Source organism: Bradyrhizobium sp. 45 (assembly GCF_023073155.1).
GTDB classification, from domain to species: Bacteria; Pseudomonadota; Alphaproteobacteria; order Rhizobiales; family Xanthobacteraceae; genus Bradyrhizobium; species Bradyrhizobium canariense_D.
In genome coordinates, this window is sequence record NZ_JADPIX010000012.1 from 36,811 (window position 1) to 58,038 (window position 21,228).

At 64.4% G+C, this 21,228-nt stretch carries 16 protein-coding genes and 1 pseudogene; 6 read left to right on the plus strand and 11 right to left on the minus strand.

Features of this window, described 5'->3' with window-relative positions:
• Positions 1–5 precede the first annotated feature (5 nt).
• Both IVB42_RS02135 and IVB42_RS02140 read right to left on the minus strand, forming a co-directional pair.
• The gene (locus IVB42_RS02135) at positions 6–707 is read right to left on the minus strand and encodes an isochorismatase family cysteine hydrolase (protein WP_018457164.1); all 702 of its coding nucleotides are present in this window, start codon (positions 705–707) and stop codon (positions 6–8) included.
• 205 nt (positions 708–912) lie between these two features.
• On the minus strand, positions 913–1,881 hold the full coding sequence (locus IVB42_RS02140; RefSeq protein ID WP_026233316.1) for a hypothetical protein: 969 nt from the start codon (positions 1,879–1,881) through the stop codon (positions 913–915).
• A gap of 176 nt (positions 1,882–2,057) precedes the next feature.
• Between IVB42_RS02140 and IVB42_RS02145 the strand changes: the two genes are divergently transcribed.
• Complete coding sequence (locus IVB42_RS02145; RefSeq protein ID WP_247363501.1) at positions 2,058–5,534, plus strand: indolepyruvate ferredoxin oxidoreductase family protein; 3,477 nt, start codon at positions 2,058–2,060, stop codon at positions 5,532–5,534.
• Between the two features lie 205 nt (positions 5,535–5,739).
• On the opposite strand, the gene IVB42_RS02150 is transcribed toward IVB42_RS02145, so the two are convergent.
• From IVB42_RS02150 to IVB42_RS42170, 4 genes and pseudogenes are all read right to left on the minus strand, one after another.
• The gene (locus IVB42_RS02150; RefSeq protein WP_247394621.1) at positions 5,740–7,464 is read right to left on the minus strand and encodes an FAD-dependent oxidoreductase; all 1,725 of its coding nucleotides are present in this window, start codon (positions 7,462–7,464) and stop codon (positions 5,740–5,742) included.
• Between the two features lie 59 nt (positions 7,465–7,523).
• Positions 7,524–8,543 carry a trypsin-like peptidase domain-containing protein gene (locus IVB42_RS02155; protein ID WP_085352074.1) on the minus strand — a complete coding sequence of 340 codons (1,020 nt, stop codon included), beginning with the start codon at positions 8,541–8,543 and terminating at the stop codon, positions 7,524–7,526.
• 91 nt (positions 8,544–8,634) lie between these two features.
• The gene (locus IVB42_RS02160; protein ID WP_247469655.1) at positions 8,635–9,084 is read right to left on the minus strand and encodes a gluconate 2-dehydrogenase subunit 3 family protein; all 450 of its coding nucleotides are present in this window, start codon (positions 9,082–9,084) and stop codon (positions 8,635–8,637) included.
• Between the two features lie 7 nt (positions 9,085–9,091).
• A pseudogene (locus IVB42_RS42170) lies at positions 9,092–10,689 on the minus strand (GMC family oxidoreductase).
• A gap of 196 nt (positions 10,690–10,885) precedes the next feature.
• Here IVB42_RS42170 and IVB42_RS02175 point away from each other — a divergent pair.
• Positions 10,886–11,674, plus strand: a complete 789-nt coding sequence (locus tag IVB42_RS02175; RefSeq protein WP_247394626.1) for a thermonuclease family protein — start codon at positions 10,886–10,888, stop codon at positions 11,672–11,674.
• Positions 11,675–11,892: 218 nt separating this feature from the next.
• On the opposite strand, the gene cyoD is transcribed toward IVB42_RS02175, so the two are convergent.
• The 4 genes from cyoD to IVB42_RS02195 are packed head-to-tail and all read right to left on the minus strand — an operon-like array spanning position 11,893 to position 15,743.
• Positions 11,893–12,282 (minus strand): cytochrome o ubiquinol oxidase subunit IV, encoded by a 390-nt coding sequence (gene cyoD, locus IVB42_RS02180; RefSeq protein WP_247394629.1) that lies wholly within the window; start codon positions 12,280–12,282, stop codon positions 11,893–11,895.
• A complete protein-coding gene (locus IVB42_RS02185) occupies positions 12,279–12,920 on the minus strand; it encodes a cytochrome (ubi)quinol oxidase subunit III (RefSeq protein WP_018457173.1) in 642 nt (213 codons plus the stop codon). Before IVB42_RS02185 ends, cyoD begins: the two co-directional genes overlap by 4 nt.
• On the minus strand, positions 12,920–14,920 hold the full coding sequence (cyoB, locus tag IVB42_RS02190) for a cytochrome o ubiquinol oxidase subunit I (RefSeq protein ID WP_247469658.1): 2,001 nt from the start codon (positions 14,918–14,920) through the stop codon (positions 12,920–12,922). The genes IVB42_RS02185 and cyoB overlap by 1 nt, the downstream gene beginning before the upstream one ends.
• Positions 14,910–15,743, minus strand: coding sequence for a cytochrome ubiquinol oxidase subunit II (locus tag IVB42_RS02195; RefSeq protein WP_247394631.1), 834 nt, complete (start codon positions 15,741–15,743; stop codon positions 14,910–14,912). The genes cyoB and IVB42_RS02195 overlap by 11 nt, the downstream gene beginning before the upstream one ends.
• Before the next feature lie 232 nt (positions 15,744–15,975).
• Between IVB42_RS02195 and IVB42_RS02200 the strand changes: the two genes are divergently transcribed.
• From IVB42_RS02200 to IVB42_RS02210, 3 genes are read left to right on the plus strand one after another with little or no spacing between them, the layout of a single operon-like run.
• Positions 15,976–16,788, plus strand: a complete 813-nt coding sequence (locus IVB42_RS02200) for an SDR family oxidoreductase (RefSeq protein WP_085352071.1) — start codon at positions 15,976–15,978, stop codon at positions 16,786–16,788.
• A gap of 14 nt (positions 16,789–16,802) precedes the next feature.
• Positions 16,803–17,357, plus strand: coding sequence for a carboxymuconolactone decarboxylase family protein (locus tag IVB42_RS02205; RefSeq protein WP_247394633.1), 555 nt, complete (start codon positions 16,803–16,805; stop codon positions 17,355–17,357).
• 1 nt (position 17,358) lies between these two features.
• Positions 17,359–18,159, plus strand: coding sequence for an SDR family NAD(P)-dependent oxidoreductase (locus IVB42_RS02210; protein WP_085352069.1), 801 nt, complete (start codon positions 17,359–17,361; stop codon positions 18,157–18,159).
• A gap of 168 nt (positions 18,160–18,327) precedes the next feature.
• On the opposite strand, the gene IVB42_RS02215 is transcribed toward IVB42_RS02210, so the two are convergent.
• Entirely contained in the window at positions 18,328–19,668 is a 1,341-nt protein-coding gene (locus IVB42_RS02215) for a sorbosone dehydrogenase family protein (protein ID WP_247296324.1), read from the minus strand.
• A gap of 234 nt (positions 19,669–19,902) precedes the next feature.
• Here IVB42_RS02215 and IVB42_RS02220 point away from each other — a divergent pair, with 234 nt between their 5' ends.
• Positions 19,903–21,093, plus strand: coding sequence for a urate hydroxylase PuuD (locus IVB42_RS02220; protein WP_085362224.1), 1,191 nt, complete (start codon positions 19,903–19,905; stop codon positions 21,091–21,093).
• The last annotated feature ends 135 nt before the right edge of the window (positions 21,094–21,228 follow it).

The following is a 21,228-nucleotide window of genomic DNA, read 5'->3' on the forward strand; positions in this document are numbered from 1 at the left end:
TGCCCCTACGCTGATGTGGAAATCTTCATCGCCTCCAGAACCGCGGCTGAGCTTGCAACCCAGCCGAAGATGCCGCCCTGGGCCTTGATCATCTTCAAGCCCATCTCGTGAAATTCGGGGAAGTAGGATGCGCAGCCGTCCGAGATGACGATGCAGCGATAGCCGCGGTCATTGGCCTCGCGCACGGTGGTGTTGACGCACACCTCGGTGGTGACGCCGCACACCAGCAGATTCTCGATGCCGTATTTCTCCAGCACGTCGGTGAGCTCGGTGGCGTAGAACGCGCCCTTGCCGGGCTTGTCGATCACGATCTCGCTGTCGAGCGGATAGAGCTCCGGGATGATGTCGTGGCCCGCCTCGCCGCGAATGAGAATGCGGCCCATAGGACCGGGGTCCCCGATGCGAAGCGATGGCGCGCCGCGCTCGACTTTCGCCGGCGGCGCGTCGGAGAGATCGGGCAGATGGCCCTCGCGCGTGTGGATCACCAGCATGCCGGTCTCCCGCGCGGCCTTCAGCACCGCACCGATCGGCTTCACCGCGCGCGCGAGCTGGCTGACGTCGTTGCCGAGCGTCTCGCCGAAGCCGCCAGGCTCCATGAAGTCGCGCTGCATGTCGATGATGAGGAGCGCGGTAGCCGACCAGTCGAGCTTGACCGGCTCCGGTTCGGCGATGATGACACCCAATGTCGGCTTGGTTGAGTTCAACATGACTCAAGGCCCCCGCGAGAACTCTCGTTGCCCGGAGTTCTGCAAGCGCCGTGCCATTGTGTACAATGGCAATCGGGCGGACAGCGCGGGAAAATTTCCTGCGCCGTCAGAATGTTATGAGGAAAGCCGGGGTCTGCTTATTCGCTGTGCGGCGGCTTTTGCGACGTGCATTTGCCCAAAGGATGAGCGACAACGAAGCTCGCTTCTACCGGGCAGTATCTCCGTACAGCCGTCGATATTCTTCCTCATACGGCGCGTAAGAATCCTTCAGCGTCGCCATGTTCAGCAGCATGGTCGCCACCACCGAATTCGTCTTGTCGAACACGCGCGTCTTCACCCAGGCGCTCTCGGTGCGTCGGCTGCCGGAGAGCGCGACGACCTCGCGCTCGACTTCGTAGTCCTCGTCCACAAACAGCGGGCCCTTCACCAGCCTGATCTCCTGGTCGGCGAACAGGCCGACGGCCGGGCCCTTGGCCGGGAGAGGATCGTCCTTGGAGCGGTACTGGAACAGCACGCTCAGCATCTCCATCGGGATGATCGCCCTGCCCCACGGATTCGCAGAAGGATTGCCGGCGCCTGAATAATACGGCGAGGTCTCGGTGATGACGGCGAGCTTCTGCCGCAGCGAGAACGGATAGAGCTCGCCCATGATCTGGTCGAACGCCATCCGCACCGCCTGGCGCCGGCTCGTCTGCGCCACCTTCACGTCGCGCAGGATCACGGGATCAGTGAGCGGGTTGAGTTCGCCAAGACGCGCCTCCAGCGCGGTTGCGGCCTGCGGTTCTCCGACCGAGGCCGTGCCACGCAGCACCTCGGTGCCGTCACGTTTGACCATCTGGATCTGGCACTGGCTGGTGCCGGGCAGCGGCTTCGACAGGATCGCCTGCACCTCCTCGCCTTCGTAACAGACGCTGCGGTAATGCGCGGAGAGACAGCCGCTCTCGAACCAGACCTGTCCCCACAAACGCGCGCCGAGCGGAGCAAACTGGCTGAAATGGGTCGGGCCCTCGATGGTGCCGCCCTTGAAGCCGAGCTTCTGCGCGGTGGCGTCGTCGTGGATCGAGGCGTGCGCGTCGTAGGTTTGGGATTGCAGCATCTGACGCGGCTGACGCCACGGCCCGATCAGAGCGCCGTCGGTCTCCGTGATCTCGGTATCGAACACTTGTGCCGTCATGGTGTCCTCCGCAAGCAAGCCATGACTAGCAGGAGCGCCACGGATGCGGCCAGCGATATTGACTTCGCCTGTGCATGCCCTTGACTGTCACAATTCGCGTCGCGCAGCCGCTCCTCCCTCCCGCAGCGCAAACCCCAAGTCGAATAAGAGCCGACCAAGAGACGAGGACTTCCGAAATGACGCTGATGCAGGTCGAGCTGGACGACAAATACCGGCTCGAATCGAAGCGGATCTTCCTGTCCGGCACGCAGGCGCTGGTCCGGTTGCCCATGTTGCAGCGCGAACGCGATCGACTTCAGGGCCTCAACACCGGCGGCTTCATCTCGGGCTATCGGGGCTCCCCGCTCGGCATGTACGACCACGCGCTGTGGCGCGCGAAGTCATACCTCCAGCAGCACGACATTGCCTTCGTCCCCGGCCTTAATGAGGACCTAGCGGCGACCGCCGTCTGGGGCAGCCAGCAGGTCGGCCTGTTTCCCGGCGCCAAGGTCGATGGCGTGTTCGGCATCTGGTACGGCAAGGGGCCCGGCGTCGATCGCTCGGTTGACGCGCTCAAGCATGCGAATGCCGCCGGCACCTCGCTGAATGGCGGCGTACTCGCGCTTGCCGGCGACGACCATGGCTGCCAATCCTCGACACTGGCACACCAGAGCGAGCAGGTCTTCGCAGCGGCGCTGATCCCCGTGATCAACCCGGCGACGCTGCAGGATTATCTCGACCTCGGCCTTTACGGTTTTGCGCTGTCGCGCTTCTCCGGCTGCTGGGTCGGCTTCAAGGCGATCAGCGAAACCGTGGAGAGTTCGGCGTCGATCTACAGTGATCCCGAACGCATCCAGATTAAGCTCCCCGACGATTTCGAGATGCCGCCCGGCGGCCTCAACATCCGCTGGCCCGATCCGCCGCTGGACGCAGAGAGGCGCCTGTTCGGCCCGAAGATGGCGGCGGTGCAGGCCTTTGCGCGCGCCAACCAGCTCGACCGCATCGTGCTCGACTCCAGGCCGGCACGGCTCGGCATCGTCGCGACCGGTAAGGCTTATCTTGATCTGCGGCAGGCGCTGGCCGATCTGGGCATTTCCGACAAGGACGCGGAGGACCTTGGCCTGCGCATCTACAAGGTCGCGATGACCTGGCCGCTGGAAGAAAGCGGGGCCAAGCGCTTCGCCGAAGGGCTTCAGGACGTGCTGGTGGTCGAGGAGAAGCGCGGTTTCATCGAAGACCAGCTGATGCGCATCCTCTACAATATCGATGCGTCCAGGCGCCCAACCGTTACCGGGAAGCGCGACGAACGCGGCGCGCCGCTATTGCCGAGCGAGGGCGAGCTGACGCCGACCATCGTTGCATCCGCACTGGTGGCGCGGCTGCGCAAGCTCGGCCACCACAGCCCAGTGCTGGAGCAGCGCCTCGCCCGGCTCGAGGCCTTCGACACTCCTGTTCCGGCCTCCGGGCAAATCAAGCTCGCGCGCACGCCGTTCTTCTGCTCGGGTTGCCCGCACAACACCTCCACGCGCGTGCCCGAGGGAAGCCGAGCCATGGCCGGCATCGGTTGCCACGGCATGGCTCTGAGCATGCCGACGCGCCGCACCGATCTGATCTCGCATATGGGCGCCGAGGGCGTGAACTGGATAGGACAAGCGCCCTTCACGACCGAGCAGCACATTTTCCAGAATCTCGGCGACGGCACCTACACCCATTCCGGGCTGCTCGCCCTTCGCGCGGCATCGGCCGCCGGCATCAGCATCACCTACAAGATCCTCTACAACGACGCCGTCGCGATGACCGGCGGCCAGCCGGCCGAGGGCGGCTTCAACGTCGCCCAGATCGCGCATCAGGTCTGGGCCGAGGGCGTCAAGCGGCTCGCGATCGTCTCGGACGATCCGACCAAATACCCTGACACCAACTACTTCCCGCAAGGCGCGACCGTCCATCATCGCCGCGAGCTCGACGCCGTGCAGCGCGAGCTGCGCGACATCCAGGGTCTTACGGTCGTGATCTACGACCAGACCTGCGCCGCGGAAAAGCGCCGCCGCCGCAAGCGCGGGCTCTATCCGGATCCCGCCAAGCGCGCTTTCATCAACGAGCTCGTCTGCGAAGGTTGCGGCGATTGCTCGCAAGCGTCGAACTGCGTCTCGGTGCAGCCGCTGGAGACCGAGTTCGGCCGCAAGCGCCAGATCGACCAGTCGAACTGCAACAAGGACTTCTCCTGCGTCGAGGGTTTTTGCCCGAGCTTCGTCACCGTGCACGGCGGCACGCTCAAGCGGATCAAGACCTCGGCGGTGGATTCAGGCCAGTTGTTTGCCGACCTGCCGCTGCCACCCGCGCGTGAGCTGGACGCATCCTACAACATCCTCGTCACCGGCATCGGCGGCACCGGCGTCATCACCATCGGCGCGCTGCTCGGCATGGCCGCCCATGTCGACGGCCGCGGCTGCTCGGCGCTGGACTTCACCGGCCTGTCGCAGAAGAACGGCGCGGTGATGAGCCATGTGCGCATCGCCGCGAAGCCGGAAGACATCTCCGCGGTCCGGATCACGACGGGCGGCGCCGACGTCATCCTCGGCTGCGACATGATCGTCTCGGCCGGTCCCTCCGCGCTCAGTCGCGCCGAGCGCGGAACGACGAAAGCGTATATCAACGCCGACCTGCAGCCGACCGCGAGCTTCGTGCAAAACCCCGACCTCGATTTCGAGATGGGGACGATGCAGACCGTGCTGCGCGACGCCGTCGGCGACAAGAACCTCGACATCATCGATGCCACCGGCATTGCCTCGGCACTGATGGGCGATTCGATCGCGACAAATCCCTTCATGCTCGGCTTCGCCTTCCAGAAGGGCGCAATCCCGCTGTCGCTGGAAGCGCTGCTTCGCGCCATCGAGATCAACGGCGCCGCGATCGAAATGAACAAGCTCGCCTTCACCTGGGGACGCCTCGCCGCCCACGACATGTCGCGGGTGCGGAGCGTGCTGCAATTCAGGAGCCGAACCTCCGCGCCGACAAAGTCGCTCGACGACATCATCGCAACGCGCGCGGAGTTTTTGACCGGCTATCAGGACAGGGCCTACGCCGATCGCTACCTCGCCGCCGTCGCCAAGGTGCGCAAGGCGGAAGCAGCAACCTCGCCTGCTAGCACGGAGCTGACCGAGGCTGTCGCGAAAAACCTGTTCAAGCTGATGTCCTATAAGGACGAATACGAAGTCGCGCGGCTTTACACCGATGGCAGCTTCTCCAAGAAAGTCTCGGAGAAATTCGACGGCGACTTCAAGCTGAAGTTCTATCTGGCCCCGCCGATCTTCGCGCAGCGCGACAAGACGACGGGACACCTCCAGAAGAAGGAATTCGGCGGCTGGATGATTCACGCCTTCCGCCTCCTCGCCGGGCTGAAGTTCCTGCGTGGCGGCGCGTTCGACCCGTTCGGCCGCACCGAGGAGCGCCGCACCGAGCGGAAGCTGGTCGCGGATTATTTCGACATGATCGATCAGCGCATCGCCGGGCTGAAAGCGGAGCAGATCCCGCTGCTGACGAGGCTCGCGCGGCTGCCGGAGACGATCCGCGGCTTCGGGCATGTCAAGGAAGCCAACATCAAACTGGCGGCGGCGGAGAAGGCGCGGCTGGAAGCAGAACTGGAGAACAGCCGCTTTGCTGCGGCTGCGGAGTAGCGGAAGACTGGCGCTACATTCTCGGTGTCATCGCCCGCAAAGGCGGGCGATCCAGTACTCCGAGGCGGTTGTGATTAGTCCGATGGGCTGCGGCGTACTGGATGTCCCGCCTGCCGCCTACGCTAAAGCTTCGGCGCGCCCAGACTTCGACCTCGGCGAAGCCTTGGCGTAGCCGGGTCGCGGGGCATGACAGCGGTGGAAATGGCTAGACCAACGCTGTGGCCGCACTCGCCCCGGCCACACTCCCCTCCGCCAGATGCCTTCCTGCGATGTACCCGAACGTCAGTGCCGGTCCCAACGCGATCCCCGGCCCGGGACAATTGCCGTTCATGATCGAGCCCATGTCGTTGCCGCAGGCGTAGAGGCCCGCAACCGGCGTGCCGTCCTCGCGCAATACGCGCGCCTGGGCATCCACCTTCATGCCGATCGCCGTGCCGAGATCGGCCGGATAAATCCGCATCGCAAAGAACGGCGCGTAGAGGATGGGCGCGACGCAAGGGTTCGGCTTGTGGCTGATATCACCAAGGTGTCGCTGAGAGATGGTGCTGCCGCGACCGAACTCGGGATCGCGGCCGTCCTTCGCATCGGAATTGTAGTTTGCGATCGTCGCCGCGAGTATCGACGGCTTGATGCCGATCTTCGCTGCGACCTGCGCGATATCAGCGGCCTCGACCAACTCGCCGCTCGCCACATAGCGTCTGATATTGCGGGTGAACGGCATGATGCGGCCTAGGCCGTAACTCCACAGGAACGGACGGTCGCAGATCAGATAGAACGGCCGGTCCGATTCGCCGTCACCGTCACGCAGCATCGCGAGCACGAACTCGTGGTAGGACAGCGCCTCGTTGGCGAAGCGCCGGCCGGCCGCATTGACCGCGATCACGCCGGGCTTGGCGCGGTCGGTCGCTGTATGCGGGAAAACACCACGGCTTCCATCGGCACGCCGGAACAGCGAGGCCGGCACCCAATAGGCCGGGCTCGTCGCATCCGTGTTGAGCGCTGCGCCGGTTACAGTCGCGAGGCGGAGCCCGTCACCCGTGGCGGACGGGTGGGTCGCCGAGATGAATCCGGCAGCGGGTGGGAAGAAGCGCTTGCGCAAGGTTGCGTCGTGCGAAAAGCCGCCGGTCGCCAGCACCACACCGCGCCGCGCGGCGATCAGGCGATCGCGCGAGCCATGACGGATAATTACCCCGCCGACCCGCTCGCCCTGCGTGGACAGGCCTTCGACGTCCGCACTGAAGAGGATCTCGACCTGCCGGGCCAGCAGCGAGGCATACAGCCGTGCGGCGAGTGCGTTGCCAAGCTGCAGCGTCGTGCCGCGCGGGCCGCGCAGCCGCTGCCACGCATGCTCCGAAACCAGCCGCGCCGCGCGAAGAGTCGAGCGCAGCGATCTTCCGGCCCGGTGCAAATGCGGGATGTCGAGGCGGTTGACCATCATCCCGCCGAACAGCGTGAACTCCGGCACCGGCGCGCGCAGCCGCGCGAATGCGGCCCCCAGCCGCGTGCCGTCGAAGACGACCGGCTCGAGCACGCGCCCGCCCGGCGTCGCGCCCAATCGCTCCGGATAATAGTCCGGACACGCTTCCACCGGCTGGAGCCGCACTTGCGTGTTGGCTTCGAGATAGGTGACCGCCTCCGGTCCGCGCGCGAGGAAAGCGGCGCGGAGGCCCGCATTGGCGGGCTCCGGCACTGTGCTCGACAAATATTGCACGGCGTCCGTTACGCTATCGGAGAGCCCCGCCTCTTCCATCTTGGCATTGGCGGGAATCCAGACCGTGCCATCGGACCACGCGGTGGTGCCGCCGACGAAAGCGGTCTTCTCGATCACCAACACGCGCAGGCCTTCGGCGGCGGCGACGGCCGCGGCCGTCATGCCACCGGCACCGGCGCCGACGACGATGACATCGTAGGTCTCATGCGCCGGCATCATGCGGCGGGGTTCCCGAAGCGAGGCATGACACCGTCATACCCCGCTTAGGCGCCCACACGCTAGCGGGCCGGCTTGCGCTCGACCGGGTCGATATCGATCGCTCGCAGACGGCCGAGCCGCAGGACGTCCATGGCGAGCCGCCGGCCGATCCGGTCGCGGTCGAGCACACGGATCAGATCGTCGACGCCGTTGATCTCGACGCCGTCGAGGCCGATGACGACATCGCCGGACAACAGGCCCGCCTTCGCCGCCGGCCCGTCCGGCTCGATCTGCGCCAGCAGCGCGCCCATCTTGTTCTCGACACCCGCCAGCAACGCGTGCCGCCGCGGGATCGGCGCGGTCTGGCCGGCCACGCCGATATAGGCGCGACGGACATAGCCGTGGCGGATGATCTCCGACAGCACGAATTGCGCGGTGTTGCTGGCGACCGCGAAGCAGATGCCTTGCGCGCCGTTAATGATGGCGGTGTTGATGCCGATCACCTCGGCATTCGACGATACCAGCGGGCCACCGGAATTGCCGGGGTTGAGCGCAGCGTCGGTCTGGATCACGTCCTCGATGGTGCGGCCACTGACCGAGCGGATCGAACGCCCGAGCGCCGAGACCACGCCGGCGGTGACGGTCGATTCAAAGCCGAGCGGATTGCCGATCGCGATCACGAGCTGGCCCCGCCGCAAGGTCTTGGAGTTGCCGAGCGCCGCATAGGGCAAGTTCCTCACGCCATTGGCGCGAAGCAGCGCAAGATCAGTGTCGGGATCGACGCCGAGCACCCGGGCGTCGCCGACATGGCCCTCGACGTCGCGCAGCCGGATCTCCTTCGACGAGCCGACCACGTGGCTATTGGTGAGAACGAGCCCGTCCGGCGAGATCACGATGCCCGAGCCGAGCCCGCCGCGCTCGCGGCCGTTCGGCACCTTTGGCCCGGTCTCGACGCGCACGACGGCGGGACCAACGCGGTCGGTCACGTCGATCACGGCATTGGAATAGGCGTCCAGCAGGGCCCGGTCGTTGCCCGGGACAGCCGCTGTCGCTCGCGATGACGATCCGTCATCGGCGATATCTGAGGTAAAATCCAACATGGCAACAGTCCTTGGGGCTCACACAGATGGTGGCCTGCTCCGTGAGGCGCAAGGGACCCGTCCAAGGCGCAAGGCTGGACTGCCCAGGTGGCTAGGGCGCCCGTCGCAGCGTGCCGGCCCTTGCCTTGACCGGGTCGAGCAGCGACCAGTCGCCATCCGGCAGCACATGGCCCTTGGGAAAAGGTGCGCGCGGCTCGATCCCGAGCGAGCCCAGCACACGGTCGTCGCGGTAGTAGCATTGCAGCACCACACGGACGAGCGTCGCGGCAGCCGGGCCGCCATGCCTGCGAAACTCCTGCGCCACCGCATCGCGCCTGGCAGCATCGAGCTCGGCCAACGGTTGGCCAGCAAGCCGCGCCAGATGGTCGAGCGCCGCCACCACCAGTTTGCTGTCCCGTCCCAACGTCGCCAGCATGTCAGCCTGGATCGCGGGATCGTCGGCGCCGGGCACCTTGTACTCTTCGCTGGCGGGAACGATCATCGCGGCGATGGCTCGGAGGTCGTTGCGCTGGGCGCGTGTCAGTTGGTTGTCTGCGGACATGATGGCCTCAGTCGAAGAGATTGGCGAGGCGCTGCTTCATCTGGTCGGCGATGTAGAGCGCGAGGGCCTGGATGGTGGACGTTGGGTTCACGCCTCCTGAGGTGACGAAGATGCTGCCGTCAACGATGAAGAGGTTCTTCACATCGTGCGAGCGGCCCCATTCGTTGACGACGGAGCGTTCGGGGTCGGTGCCCATGCGTGCCGAGCCGAGCAGGTGCCAGCCGCCCCACGGGATCGGCGAGTTGACGCAGATGTCGCTCGCCCCCGCGGTTTCGAGAATCTCCCGCCCGCGCGCCAGCGCATGCTCCATCATCTTCCGGCTGTTCTCGCTGATCGTGTAGTCGATCTTCGGCGCGGGAATGCCGTGGCTGTCCTTCAAGACCGGATCGAGCGTGACCTGGTTATGCTCCTCCGGCAGGTCCTCGCAGATCGCGGAAAACCCGATCCGGTGGCCGTTGAGCTTGCGGAAGACGCGGTGATGATCGGCGCCCCACGGCAGAATGCCCTTCTGCTCGCTCACGATAGCCTCGAACACCGGCCCCGCGCCGCGCACGAACTGAACGCCATAGCCGCGCACGAAGCCGCGCGACAGGTCCGTGTCATACCATTCCTTGCTCCACAGGCAGGTCGGCGGCGCGCGGTTGCTATCGGTCGGCTCCTTCACATAGCCGTAGATCTGCGCATAGGGATGGAACATCAGGTTCTTGCCGACGGGCCGGACGAATTGGCAAGCCCGTTCGGAAAGCGGTTCGATGCCGAATTCAGCAGCAGCCGCGGCGTGCCGACTCCGTTGCAGGCGACGATAACGACATGCGCCGGCTGAAACTGCTCGACGCCGTCCTTGTCGTAATAGACCACGCCGGTGGCCATGCCGCTCTCGTCGGTGGTAATCTCGCGCACACGGCAGTGCGTACGCAGCTCGACACCGGCGCGGACCGCATGCGGCCAATAGGTGATGTCGGTCGAGGATTTGGCGCCTTGCGCGCAGGCCGGCGTGCAATGGCCGAGATTGATGCAGCGCGCGCGGCCCTCGTAGTCCATGGTCGCGACCGTCGTATCCGACGGCCACCAGTGCCAGCCAAGCTTGTTCATGGTCTTGCCGATGATCGCACCCGACAATCCCATCGGCTGTGGCGGCATCGGCGGATGCGTCAGCGGCGAGAGCGGGTCGCCCGACAGGCCAGACGTGCCCATCATCCGGTCGTTCTCTTCGAAGAACGGGGTCAGCGCGTCGTAATCGATCGGCCAGTCGTCGGCGACGCCGTCGAGCGTCCTCACCATGAAATCGGAGGGATGCAGCCGCGGCCAGTGCGCGGTGTACATCACCGTCGAGCCACCGACCGCATTGTAGTTGACGACCTTGATCGGCGAATTGTCGTCGTTGATCGGATAGTCCTCGGGCCGGCCGCGGACGTTGGGGCTTGACGACCACTCGCCGTAGAATTTGGCCTCCCAGTCCCGGCCCGTGCTGGGATATTCCGCCGGGTTCATCCAGCCGCCCTGCTCCAGGCAGAGAATATGCATCTTGGTCTCGGCCAGCGACCATGCCACCGCCGCGCCTGAAGCGCCGGCGCCGATGATCAGGACGTCCACAGGGTCATTCATCACAAATTTTTCCTCCCTTCGCCGCTTCCCGGGCGATTCGGCCTCCGCTCCACGAGGCCGGCGAACGATAGGATCAGAGCTGCGGCCGAGTAAAGCCACGAGGCCCCAATGTCGCACTTCGCGGGGCGCAGACCATTGGTATCGCCACATCCGGATGCTAGGAACAAGGCGCACGAGCCATCGATAGCGAGACCTTATGTCCTTCCGAAAATCCTTTGCCAACGCCCGCGCTTTTGCGTTCGTTTGCTTTCTCGCCCTGTCCGGATTTCTGGGCACCTCCGGCCCCGCCTCGGCGCTGACCGCCGCCGCGACGGTCCGCGACGGCAACGCCATCCAGCTCGGCGACGTCACCTACCGACTCGACGGCGTCGACGCACCCGAGCTGGACCAGGTCTGCATCGACGACCACGCCGATCCCTGGACCTGCGGGGTCGAGGCCCGCGACCAGCTCGCCAAGCTGATTGGCAAGCGATCGGTGCGTTGCGACGATGTCGGACCGGAAAAGAGTTTTGGCAAGCGGCACCGCGCGATCTGCACGGCCGAAGGCGACAAGACCAGCTTGAACGAGCAGCTCGTCAAGCTGGGCTATGCCATCGCCCGCGAGCCGGTCAAGGCGAACGTCAAGTCGGCCGCGGCCGATGCGAAATCAACCTCGGCCGGAATTTGGAAGGGCTGCTTTGTTGCACCGCAAGAATTCCGCACCGGCAAGAAGGACGGCGCGCTCCTGGGCGCCGCCTGCCGCGCCGACCGCGACAAGGAGATTCGCGCGGTGTTGTTTCCCGAGGATCTGACGATGCCGCCGAGCTGTGGCATCAAGGGCAAGCTTGCGGTGCGCGCGCGCGTGACCGGCAATATCGGCATCTACCATTTACGGGGCTGCCCGAGCTACCCCGCGACCACCAAGCCGGACCGCTGGTTCTGCTCGGAGGACGACGCCCAGGCTGCGGGCTTCCGCAAGGCCTACAATTGCCGGCGGCCAAAATAGCGAAGCTCATCACGCAGCCGTGAGCGGCAGCCGAAGACAGTATTCATCCGGAATTGAACTCTATCGGGAGTTGCTGCATTTGTAAGCGTACGCGAGCGCTTTGCGCGAGCGTTTCTTTAGCGGCAATCCGGCTCCGGCCCGATTGCTTTGCTCGGGCGTTTCCTCCCTAGCTTGGGCCGCTTGTCACAACAAGCGGCTCTTCTTTTTTGCACAATGCGCTAGCGGCGCATCGGCATGATCTGATCCATGGCCGGCATGTTCGCGTTCAGATGCGCCATGATCCAGACGGTGCCACCGACCACCAGGAACACCACCAGCAGCCCGAAGGCGAGCGCCAGCACGTTGTTGGTATTATCGGGGCCGGTGGTGATGTGCAGGAAGAACACGAGATGCACGCCCATTTGCGCGATCGCCAGCACGATCAGCGCGACGGGAATCGAAGGCTGCCAGACCAGATCCGTGCCCGCGATTAAGAACGACGTCGCCGTCAGCAGCAACGCGAGAACAAGACCGACCACGTAGCCGAGGATGCGCGTCCCGACACTGTGTTGCTCCTCATCGCCCGGCGCAAGATCATGGCCGGCCGGCATATGCGTCTGATCGCTCATACGCCACTCCCAAGCAAATAGACGACGGAGAAAACTCCGACCCAGACGATGTCGAGCGCGTGCCAGAACAGCGCAAAGCACATCATCCGGCGCAGCACGTCGGCACGAAAACCTTTTGCGAAGACCTGGGCCATCATGGTGAGCAGCCACAATATGCCGGCGGAGACGTGGAGGCCATGGCAGCCGACGAGGGAGAAGAACGAGGTCAGGAAAGCGCTGCGCGATGGGCCATAGCCGCGGGCAACGAGATCAGCGAATTCGCGAAACTCAATGACCAGAAAGATGAGGCCGAGCAAACACGTCACGGCCATCCCGAGATAGAACCACAGCCGGTTGCGCACATCGGCCGCGATGCTCGCCATGCCACACGTGAAGCTTGACAGCAGCAGGCAGACCGTCTCGATCGCGACGTTTCGCGGCTCGAATATCTCCGAACCCTTCGGGCCGCCGGCGGTCTGGTCGGCCAGCACCGCGTAGGCCGCAAAGAAGCAGGAGAACATCACGATGTCGGAGAGCAGGAAGATCCAGAAGCCATAGGCGGTCACGATGCGCTTCGGCGCCGGCCCGGGATGCTCGATAACGAGGCCGATGTGATGGGGATCGGCGTGCGCTCGGCCGGCGGTCGCGGTCATTGACATCAGACTGTCCCCGCCATGCTGACGAGGCTGCGCCGCTCCTCGAGGTTGACGCGGTCTATCGCCGCGACCTCCTCGGCCGGAATGACGTATTCGTCATGGTCGCGCCAGGCGAACACGACGAATGTCGCGAACGCACCGATACCGCCCAAAATCACCATCCACCAGATGTGCCAGATCAGCGCAAAGCCCATGACGGTGGCGAAGAACGCGCAGACGAACCCGGTCGGCGAGTTCCTGGGCATCTCGATGTCATGATACTCGGGCGCATCATGATCGAGCGATTGCTGCTTGGCATGAGCCTTCATGTCCCAATAGGCATCCTCGCCGCGCACATCGGGATTGAAAGCGAAGTTGAAAACGGGTGGCGGCGACGACGTCGCCCATTCCAGCGAGCGGCCGTCCCAGGGATCGCCAGTGCGGTCGCGCAGGGCCTCGCGGTTGCGGATGCTGACCACGAGCTGCACGATCTGGCAGATCACGCCGATCGTCAGCACGGCCATGCCGACCGCTGCAACCAGCATCCATGGCCGCCACGCCGCGACGTCATAGTGCTGCATGCGCCGCGTCATGCCCAGCATGCCGGCGACGTAGAGCGGGATGAAGGTGACGTAGAAGCCGAGGAAAGTGAACCAGAATGCGAGCTTGCCCCAGCGGTCGTTGAGGCGAAAGCCGAACGCCTTCGGGAACCAGTACTCGAAGCCGGCGAAGGCGCCGAACAGCACGCCGCCGATGATGACGTTGTGGAAGTGCGCGACCAGAAACATGCTGTTGTGGAGAATGAAATCGGCCGGCGGCACCGCGACCAGCACGCCCGTCAATCCGCCGATGATGAAGGTGACCATGAAGCCTATCGACCACAGCATCGGCGTCTCGAGGCGGATGCGTCCGCCATACATCGTGAACAGCCAGTTGTAGATCTTCACTCCCGTCGGTATCGCGATGATCATGCTGGCAATGCCGAAGATAGCGTTGACGTCGGGACCCGCTCCCATCGTGAAGAAGTGATGCAGCCAGACCATGAAGGAGATGACGCAGATCGCCATGGTCGCCAGCACCATCGAGCGATAGCCAAACAGCGCCTTGCCGGAGAAGGTCGAGACCACCTCGGAGAAGATGCCGAAGGCCGGCAGAACTAGGATGTAGACCTCGGGATGCCCCCAGGCCCAGATCAGGTTCATGAACATCATGACATTCCCGCCGGCCTCATTGGTAAAGAAGTGGAAGCCGAGATAGCGGTCGAGCAGCAGCATCGCGAGGGTGGCGGTCAAAATCGGGAAAGCCGCGACGATCAGGAGGTTCGAGGCCAGTGTGGTCCAGCAGAACATCGGCATGCGCAGATAGTTCATGCCTTTGGTGCGCAGCTTCAGCACCGTCGTCACGAGATTGATGCCGGCCACCAACGTGCCGACGCCGGAGATCTGCAGCGACCATGCGTAATAATCGACGCCGACGCCCGGCGAGTAGGACAGTTCCGACAGCGGCGGAAAGGCGAGCCAGCCGGTGCGGGCGAACTCGCCGATCACGAGCGAGAGATTGACCAGCAGCGCACCGGTCGCGGTCAGCCAGAAGCCGACCGAATTGAGCGTCGGGAAAGCGACATCTCGTACGCCAAGCTGGAGCGGCACGATGAGATTCATCAGTCCGATCACGAACGGCATCGCCACGAAAAAGATCATGATGGTGCCGTGCGCGGAGAATATCTGGTTGTAGTGCTCCGGCGGCAGATAGCCTTGCGACTGGTAGGCGACCGCCTGCTGAATCCGCATCATGATGGCGTCGCTGCCGCCGCGCAGCAGCATCACCGAGGCCAGCAGGATGTACATCACGCCGATCCGCTTGTGGTCGACGCTGGTGATCCACTCGTGCCAGAGATAGGGCAGATGCCCCTTCACCACGACCCAGGCCAGCACGCCGAGAATCCCGACCAACACCACGGCGCCTGCGATCAGCGGTATCGGCTGATCGAACGGAATGGCCGACCAATCGAGCTTACCGAGCATCATCGCCTCCACTGTGCGACCGGCCTGCTTCGGATGCGAGCTCCGGACCGGGTCCTGGCGGAATGTGCTGGGTCGCGATCAGGTCGAACAGTCGGGGATCGTCGAGCCTGTAGCTTGGCCTGCCTTTTTCGATGCCCTGCTGCATCAACTTCTTGTAGCTGTCCTCATTGAGGACGGCATCGCTCTTCGCCGTGGTCGCGACCCAGTCCGGAAAGGCGAGCGGCGAGACCACGTTGACGTCGAACATCATGTCCGGAAATCCGTCGCCGGAAAAATGCGCCGACAGTCCCTGCAGCTTGCCTTCGTTGTCGGCGCGTAGGTTCAGCTTCGTCACCATGCCGTTCATGGTGTAGATCATGCTGCCGAGCTGCGGGATGAAGAAGGTGTTCATCACGCTCGAGGACGTCAGCTGGAAATTCAGCTCGGCGCCTGCCGGCACCGTCAGCGTATTGACGGTGGCGATGCGCTGGTCCGGATAGATGAAGAGCCATTTCCAATCGAGCGAGACGGCCTGGATGCGAACCGGGCTGCCGGTGCCGGGCACGGGTGCCGCGGGATCGAGCTGGTGCGAGCCGATCCAGGCGACGCCGCCGAGCAGGATCACGGTGAGCGCGGGGATCGCCCACACCACCATCTCGACGCGCCCGGAATAGACGAAGTCGGGCTGAAACTTTGCTTTGGGATTCGAGGCGCGAAACCAGAACGCAAAGGCCAAAATCGCGAAAATGGTCGGCACCACGATCGCGAGCATGATGAAGACGGAATCGACCAGGATGGTGCTGTTGGCCGCAGCCACAGGCCCTTGTGGATCGAGCAGATTCATCGGCAAGCCACTGGCGTTTGGGAAGCCCCGGGACAGAGCCTAGCGCGGGAAAGGCTCCGCAACAAACGCGATTGCGTGAGGTCGGTTCCTAACGGCGCGGGTCGATCGTTCGCCCTTCTCGCGCGGCGGCATGCAATTCCATGCGATGTCAATGACATGAAAGCGGGAGCCGGCCCTTCTCGCCGCTCCGCGCGATTGCTAGACTGCACGAAAATATTTGGGATGAAACGACATGCAGGGGCCCGAGGACGATCCCGGTCTCGCCGGCAAGGTGGCGCTGGTCAGCGGCGGGGGCGCTGCGGGCGACGGCATAGGCAACGGCCGCGCCGCCGCAATTCTACTGGCTCGCGCCGGCGCCAAAGTGCTGGTGGCCGATCGCGATCTCAAGCTCGCCGAACGCACCGTGGAGATGATCGCAGCCGAAGGCGGCACGGCCGCGGCGCATGGCGGTGACGTCACCAGGGAGAGCGATTGCAAGACACTGGTCGAAGCCGCGCTCGACCGCTGGGGCCGGCTCGATTTCCTCGACAACAATGTCGGCATCGGGAGCCGCGGCAGCGTGGTCGACGAAGCGCCCGAGCAATATCGCCGCGTCATGCAGGTCAATGTCGAGAGCATGTTCCTGCTCTCCAAGCACGCGATCCCTGCGATGATCCGGACCGCGCAGGGCGGTGCGATCGTCAACATCTCCTCGATCTCGGCGCTGCGGCCACGCGGGCTCACGAGCTATACGACCTCGAAGGCCGCCATCATCGGTCTCACCCGCGCGATGGCGGTCGATCACGGCCGCGAGAACATCCGCGTCAACTGCATCTGTCCCGGGCCGATGTACACGCCGATGGTCTATGCCCGCGGCATGAGTGAGCAGGCTCGCGTCCAGCGGGAAAAGGCATCCTTGCTGAAAACGGAAGGCACCGGCTGGGACGTCGGCCATGCCGTCAAATTCCTGCTCAGCAATTTTGCGCGCTACATCACCGGCCAGGTGCTGGTGGTCGACGGCGGCGTGACGCTACAAGCCCCCGAACGTGAATCACAAGAACACTGAAAGGAACATCAGGGATGGCTCGCCTGCCCTATCTCGAGGCCGACCAGGTCGCGCCCGAATATCGCGACATGCTCAAGCACAACACCAATCTGCACAAGCTGCTGATCAATTCGCCGGATATGGCGCGCGCCTTCAACGGCATCGGCGGCTACATCCGCTTCAAGAGCAAGCTCGATCCGCGCCTGCGGGAGCTTGCGATCCTCCAGGTCGGCTGGATGGAGAAGTCGGAATACGAGTTCACTCATCACGTGAAGATCGGCAGGGAGTTCGGCGTCACCGATGATGACATCGCCGGCCTGATGGCTGAGACCGAGAGCAAGCCCTCGACGCTCGAGCCACAGGCCAAGGCGATCCTGAAAGGTGCCCGCGAGATGGTACGCGAACTCGCGATCTCGGACGGGACCTTTGCAGAGATCAAGCAGCACCTCTCGGACGAACATATGGTCGACCTCGTGCTGACCATCGCCTTCTATTGCGGCGTGGTGCGTGTGCTCGCCACCATGAAGATCGACAACGAGCCATATTACAAAGAGGTACTCCAGCAGTACCCGATTCCGGGAGTGAACTAACATGCGCTTGAAGGACAAGGTTGCGGTCGTTGTGGGCGCCGGGCAGAGCCCGGGCGAAGGCATGGGCAACGGCCGCGCCACGGCGCTGACCTTCGCGCGCGAGGGCGCCAAGGTGTTGTGCGTCGATCATCATCTGGAATCAGCGCAGGAAACCGCCGCCATGATCGCCGCGCAGCATGGCACGGCAGCGGCGTTCAGGGCCGACGTCACAAAGTCTGCCGACATCAAGGCAATGGTCGCGGAGGCACAGGCGCGCTGGGGCCGGATCGACGTGCTGCACAACAATGTGGGCGTCAGCCTGTCCGGCGGCGACGCCGAGCTGCTGCAAATCACCGAGGAGGCGTTCGACCGCGTCGTCGCGATCAATCTGAAGAGCTGCATTCTGGCGGCGAAAGAGGTGATCCCGATCATGCGCGCGCAAGGAAGCGGCGTGATCATCAACATCTCCTCGATGGCGGCGATCACCACCTACCCTTACGTCGCCTACAAGGCGACGAAATCGGCGATGATCGCCTTCACCGAACAGCTCGCCTACCAGAATGCGGAATACGGCATCCGCGCCAACGTCATCCTGCCGGGCCTGATGAACACGCCGATGGCCGTCGACACCCGGGCCCGCGAATGGCACAAGACCCGCGCCGAAGTCGAAGCCGAGCGCGACAGCAAGGTGCCGCTGCGCAAGAAGATGGGCACGGGGTGGGACGTCGCGAATGCCGCGCTGTTCCTGGCCTCGGACGAGGCGAATTTCATCACCGGTGTGACGTTGCCGGTGGATGGCGGAGCGAGTGTGAGACGGGGGTAGACATCCTAAGCACGCTGCTCTTCCTTCTCCCCTTGCGGGAGAAGGTGGCGCGAAGCGCCGGATGAGGGGTTTCTCTCCGCACACGCAGAGGAGTTCGCCGATAGAACCTCACTCGTCCCGCCGCTGCGCGGCGAGCCACCCTCTCCCGCAAGGGGCGAGGGTACACCTTCATCGCGGCACGCTTGTCACCCGCCAGATCGTCCCGTTGCCGTCCTCCGACACCAGCAGCGATCCGTCCTTCGCCACGGCAACTCCGACCGGCCGCCCCCACACCTCGGTATCGCTCACCACAAACCCCGTGACGAAATCTTCGTACTCGCCGGTCGGCTTGCCGTCCTTCATCCGGATGCGGATCACCTTGTAGCCGGTGCGCTTCGACCGGTTCCAGGAGCCGTGCTCGGCCGCGAAAGCATCGCCCTGGTATTCGGACGGAAACTGCGCGCCCTGATAGAAGGTCATGCCGAGCGAGGCCGAGTGCGGCTGCACCAGCACATCGGGTACCGTCACCTTGTCCTTGAGGTCCGGCCGCGCTCCGGCGTGACGCGGGTCTTCGTTGCCGCCGATATAGAACCACGGCCAGCCGTAGAACGCGCCCTCCTTCACGCTCGTCACATAGTCAGGCACGAGATCGTCGCCAAGCCCGTCGCGCTCGTTGGTCGAGCACCAGGGCAGCCCGGTCTGCGGCTGGATCGCAAGACCGACACAGTTGCGGATGCCGGTGGCGTAGATCTTCCGCTCCTTGCCCTCGGGGGTAAAGGCGAGCACGGTCGCGCGCTCGGTTTCGCTCGCCCAGGCTGCGCCGAGCGGTTGCGCCTTCGACCAGGCTTCCAGGCCACCTGGCGGCGTGCCCATGCCCTCGGCGACGTTGCTGAGCGAGCCGACCGACACCAGCATGCGCTTGTTGTCGGGCGTAAAGACGATGTCGCGGGTGGAATGACCGCCGTCATGGGGCAGGCTTGCCACGATCGTCTCCGCCTTGCCGCGCGCCTTGAGATCGCCGGCCTGATAGGGAAAGCGGACGACGCTGTCGGTGTTGGCGACGTAGACCCATTGCGGATTGTCGCCGTTCGGGAAGAAGGCGATGCCGAACGGCTGCCTCATTCCGGCAGCGAAGACCTCGTTGGTCGCGGCCTTGCCGCCATCGCCGGCGCGCAACACGCGGATGTTGCCCGCGCGCGTCTCGGCGACGAAGACATCGCCGTTCGGCGCCACGCGCACGATGCGCGGGGCGCGCAGGCCCTCGGCGAACAGCTCGATCTTGAAGCCGGCCGGTACCTGAAGCGCCCCCTCCGACGGGCGCGGCACCACGCGCGACGAACTCGCAACCGACCGCGTGGCGCCGGGCCTGACCAGATCCTGCGGCCGGATCAACCTGACCGTGCCGGGCTTGTCGGCCTGCCAATCGCCGTAGGCGTCCTTGCCTTGCAGCACCGCCTCAGCCTGTGCGCAGGTCGCGACCGCGGCCAGCCATCCCGCGGACATCGCCGCGAATGAAATCCTGTTCTTCAAATCGTTTCCTCCCGGCCTTCACGTATTGCGCATCAACGCCGATCGACGCGCAAACGTTCTGCGACAGGTCAAATGCCTGCCGAATCCCACGTCAGCTCATGCCCGCACGATGTGCATCAGCCGCAGCCCATCGTACTGGAAAATGCGGCTGATCGGTGCGACACATTGTAAGGGCGGCACCGCCGGTAGCGGTCATGAAGCTGCGGCATTGGAGTCGCATCCGTTGGGGTGATCATGTGGGGATCCATCATATCGGAATGGGCGAGCCTGCTGCTCCGCTGGCTGCACGTGGTCGCCGCGATTGCCTGGATCGGCAGTTCCTTCTATTTCATCGCCCTCGACCTCAGCCTCAGGCCTGACAGCAAGCTGCCGGAGGGCGTCCAGGGCGAGGCCTGGCAGGTCCATGGCGGCGGCTTCTACCGGATCATGAAATATCTGGTCGCGCCCGCGCAGATGCCGGACGAGCTGACCTGGTTCAAATGGGAGGCCTACACCACTTGGCTGTCCGGCTTCGCGCTGATGGTGGTGGTGTATTATCTCGAGGCCGATTTGTTCCTGGTCGACAAGTCGATCCTCGATCTCACGCCATTCCAGGCCGGCCTGTTCAGCCTCTGCAGCCTCGCGCTGGCGTGGCTGCTCTATGAAGGCGCCTGCCGTACCGGGCTGGCGCAGCGCGAGCTGCCCTTCGCGATCGGCGGCTATCTGTTCCTGGTCGCGTTGACCTATGCTTTCACCCACGTGCTGAGCGGGCGCGGTGCCTTCAACCAGATCGGGGCGATCATCGGCACCATCATGGTTGCCAACGTCTTCGCGCTGATCATCCCGAACCAGAAGAAGATCGTAGCCGCCCTTCTCGCAGGGCAGGCGCCCGATCCGAAGCTCGGCAAGACCAGCAAGGAGCGCTCGGTCCACAACAACTATCTGACGCTGCCTGTCGTCGTGTTGATGATCAGCAACCACTATCCCCTGCTCTATGCCACCCGCTTCAACTGGATCATCGTCGCAATCATCCTGGCGCTCGGCCCCGTGATCCGCCATTTCTTCAACGAGCGGCACGCCGGGCGCAAATCGCCGTGGTGGGTGTGGGGCGTCGCAGCGGTCGGCGTGATCGCGATCCTGTTCCTCTCGGCGGCCGGCCCGCGCGAGGTCAAGACAAGCGCGCTGTCGGCGCAGCCGACGCTTGCCAATGTCGAGGAGATCGTGATGTCCCGCTGCAGCATGTGCCACGCCGCCGAACCGGTCTGGGCCGGCATCGTCACCGCGCCGAAGGGCATATTGCTGGACGCGCCCGAGCACATCCATCGCAACATCCGCCTGATCGGCCGCGTCGCCGCCTGGTCCAATGCAATGCCGCCGGGCAACATCACCGAAATGACCAGCGAGGAGCGCGCCATCCTCGCCGCCTATATCGAGCAGGCGCGCTGACGCCATCAAGTGTCAGATATCGCGCTTCACGGAATGAAATTTCCGCATGTCCCACCGATTTGAAAATGACTTGACCGCCTATCCGGCGTAGACAGGATTTGCGGCCGCCGACGGCGGTCCAGTCAGTTTGCACTC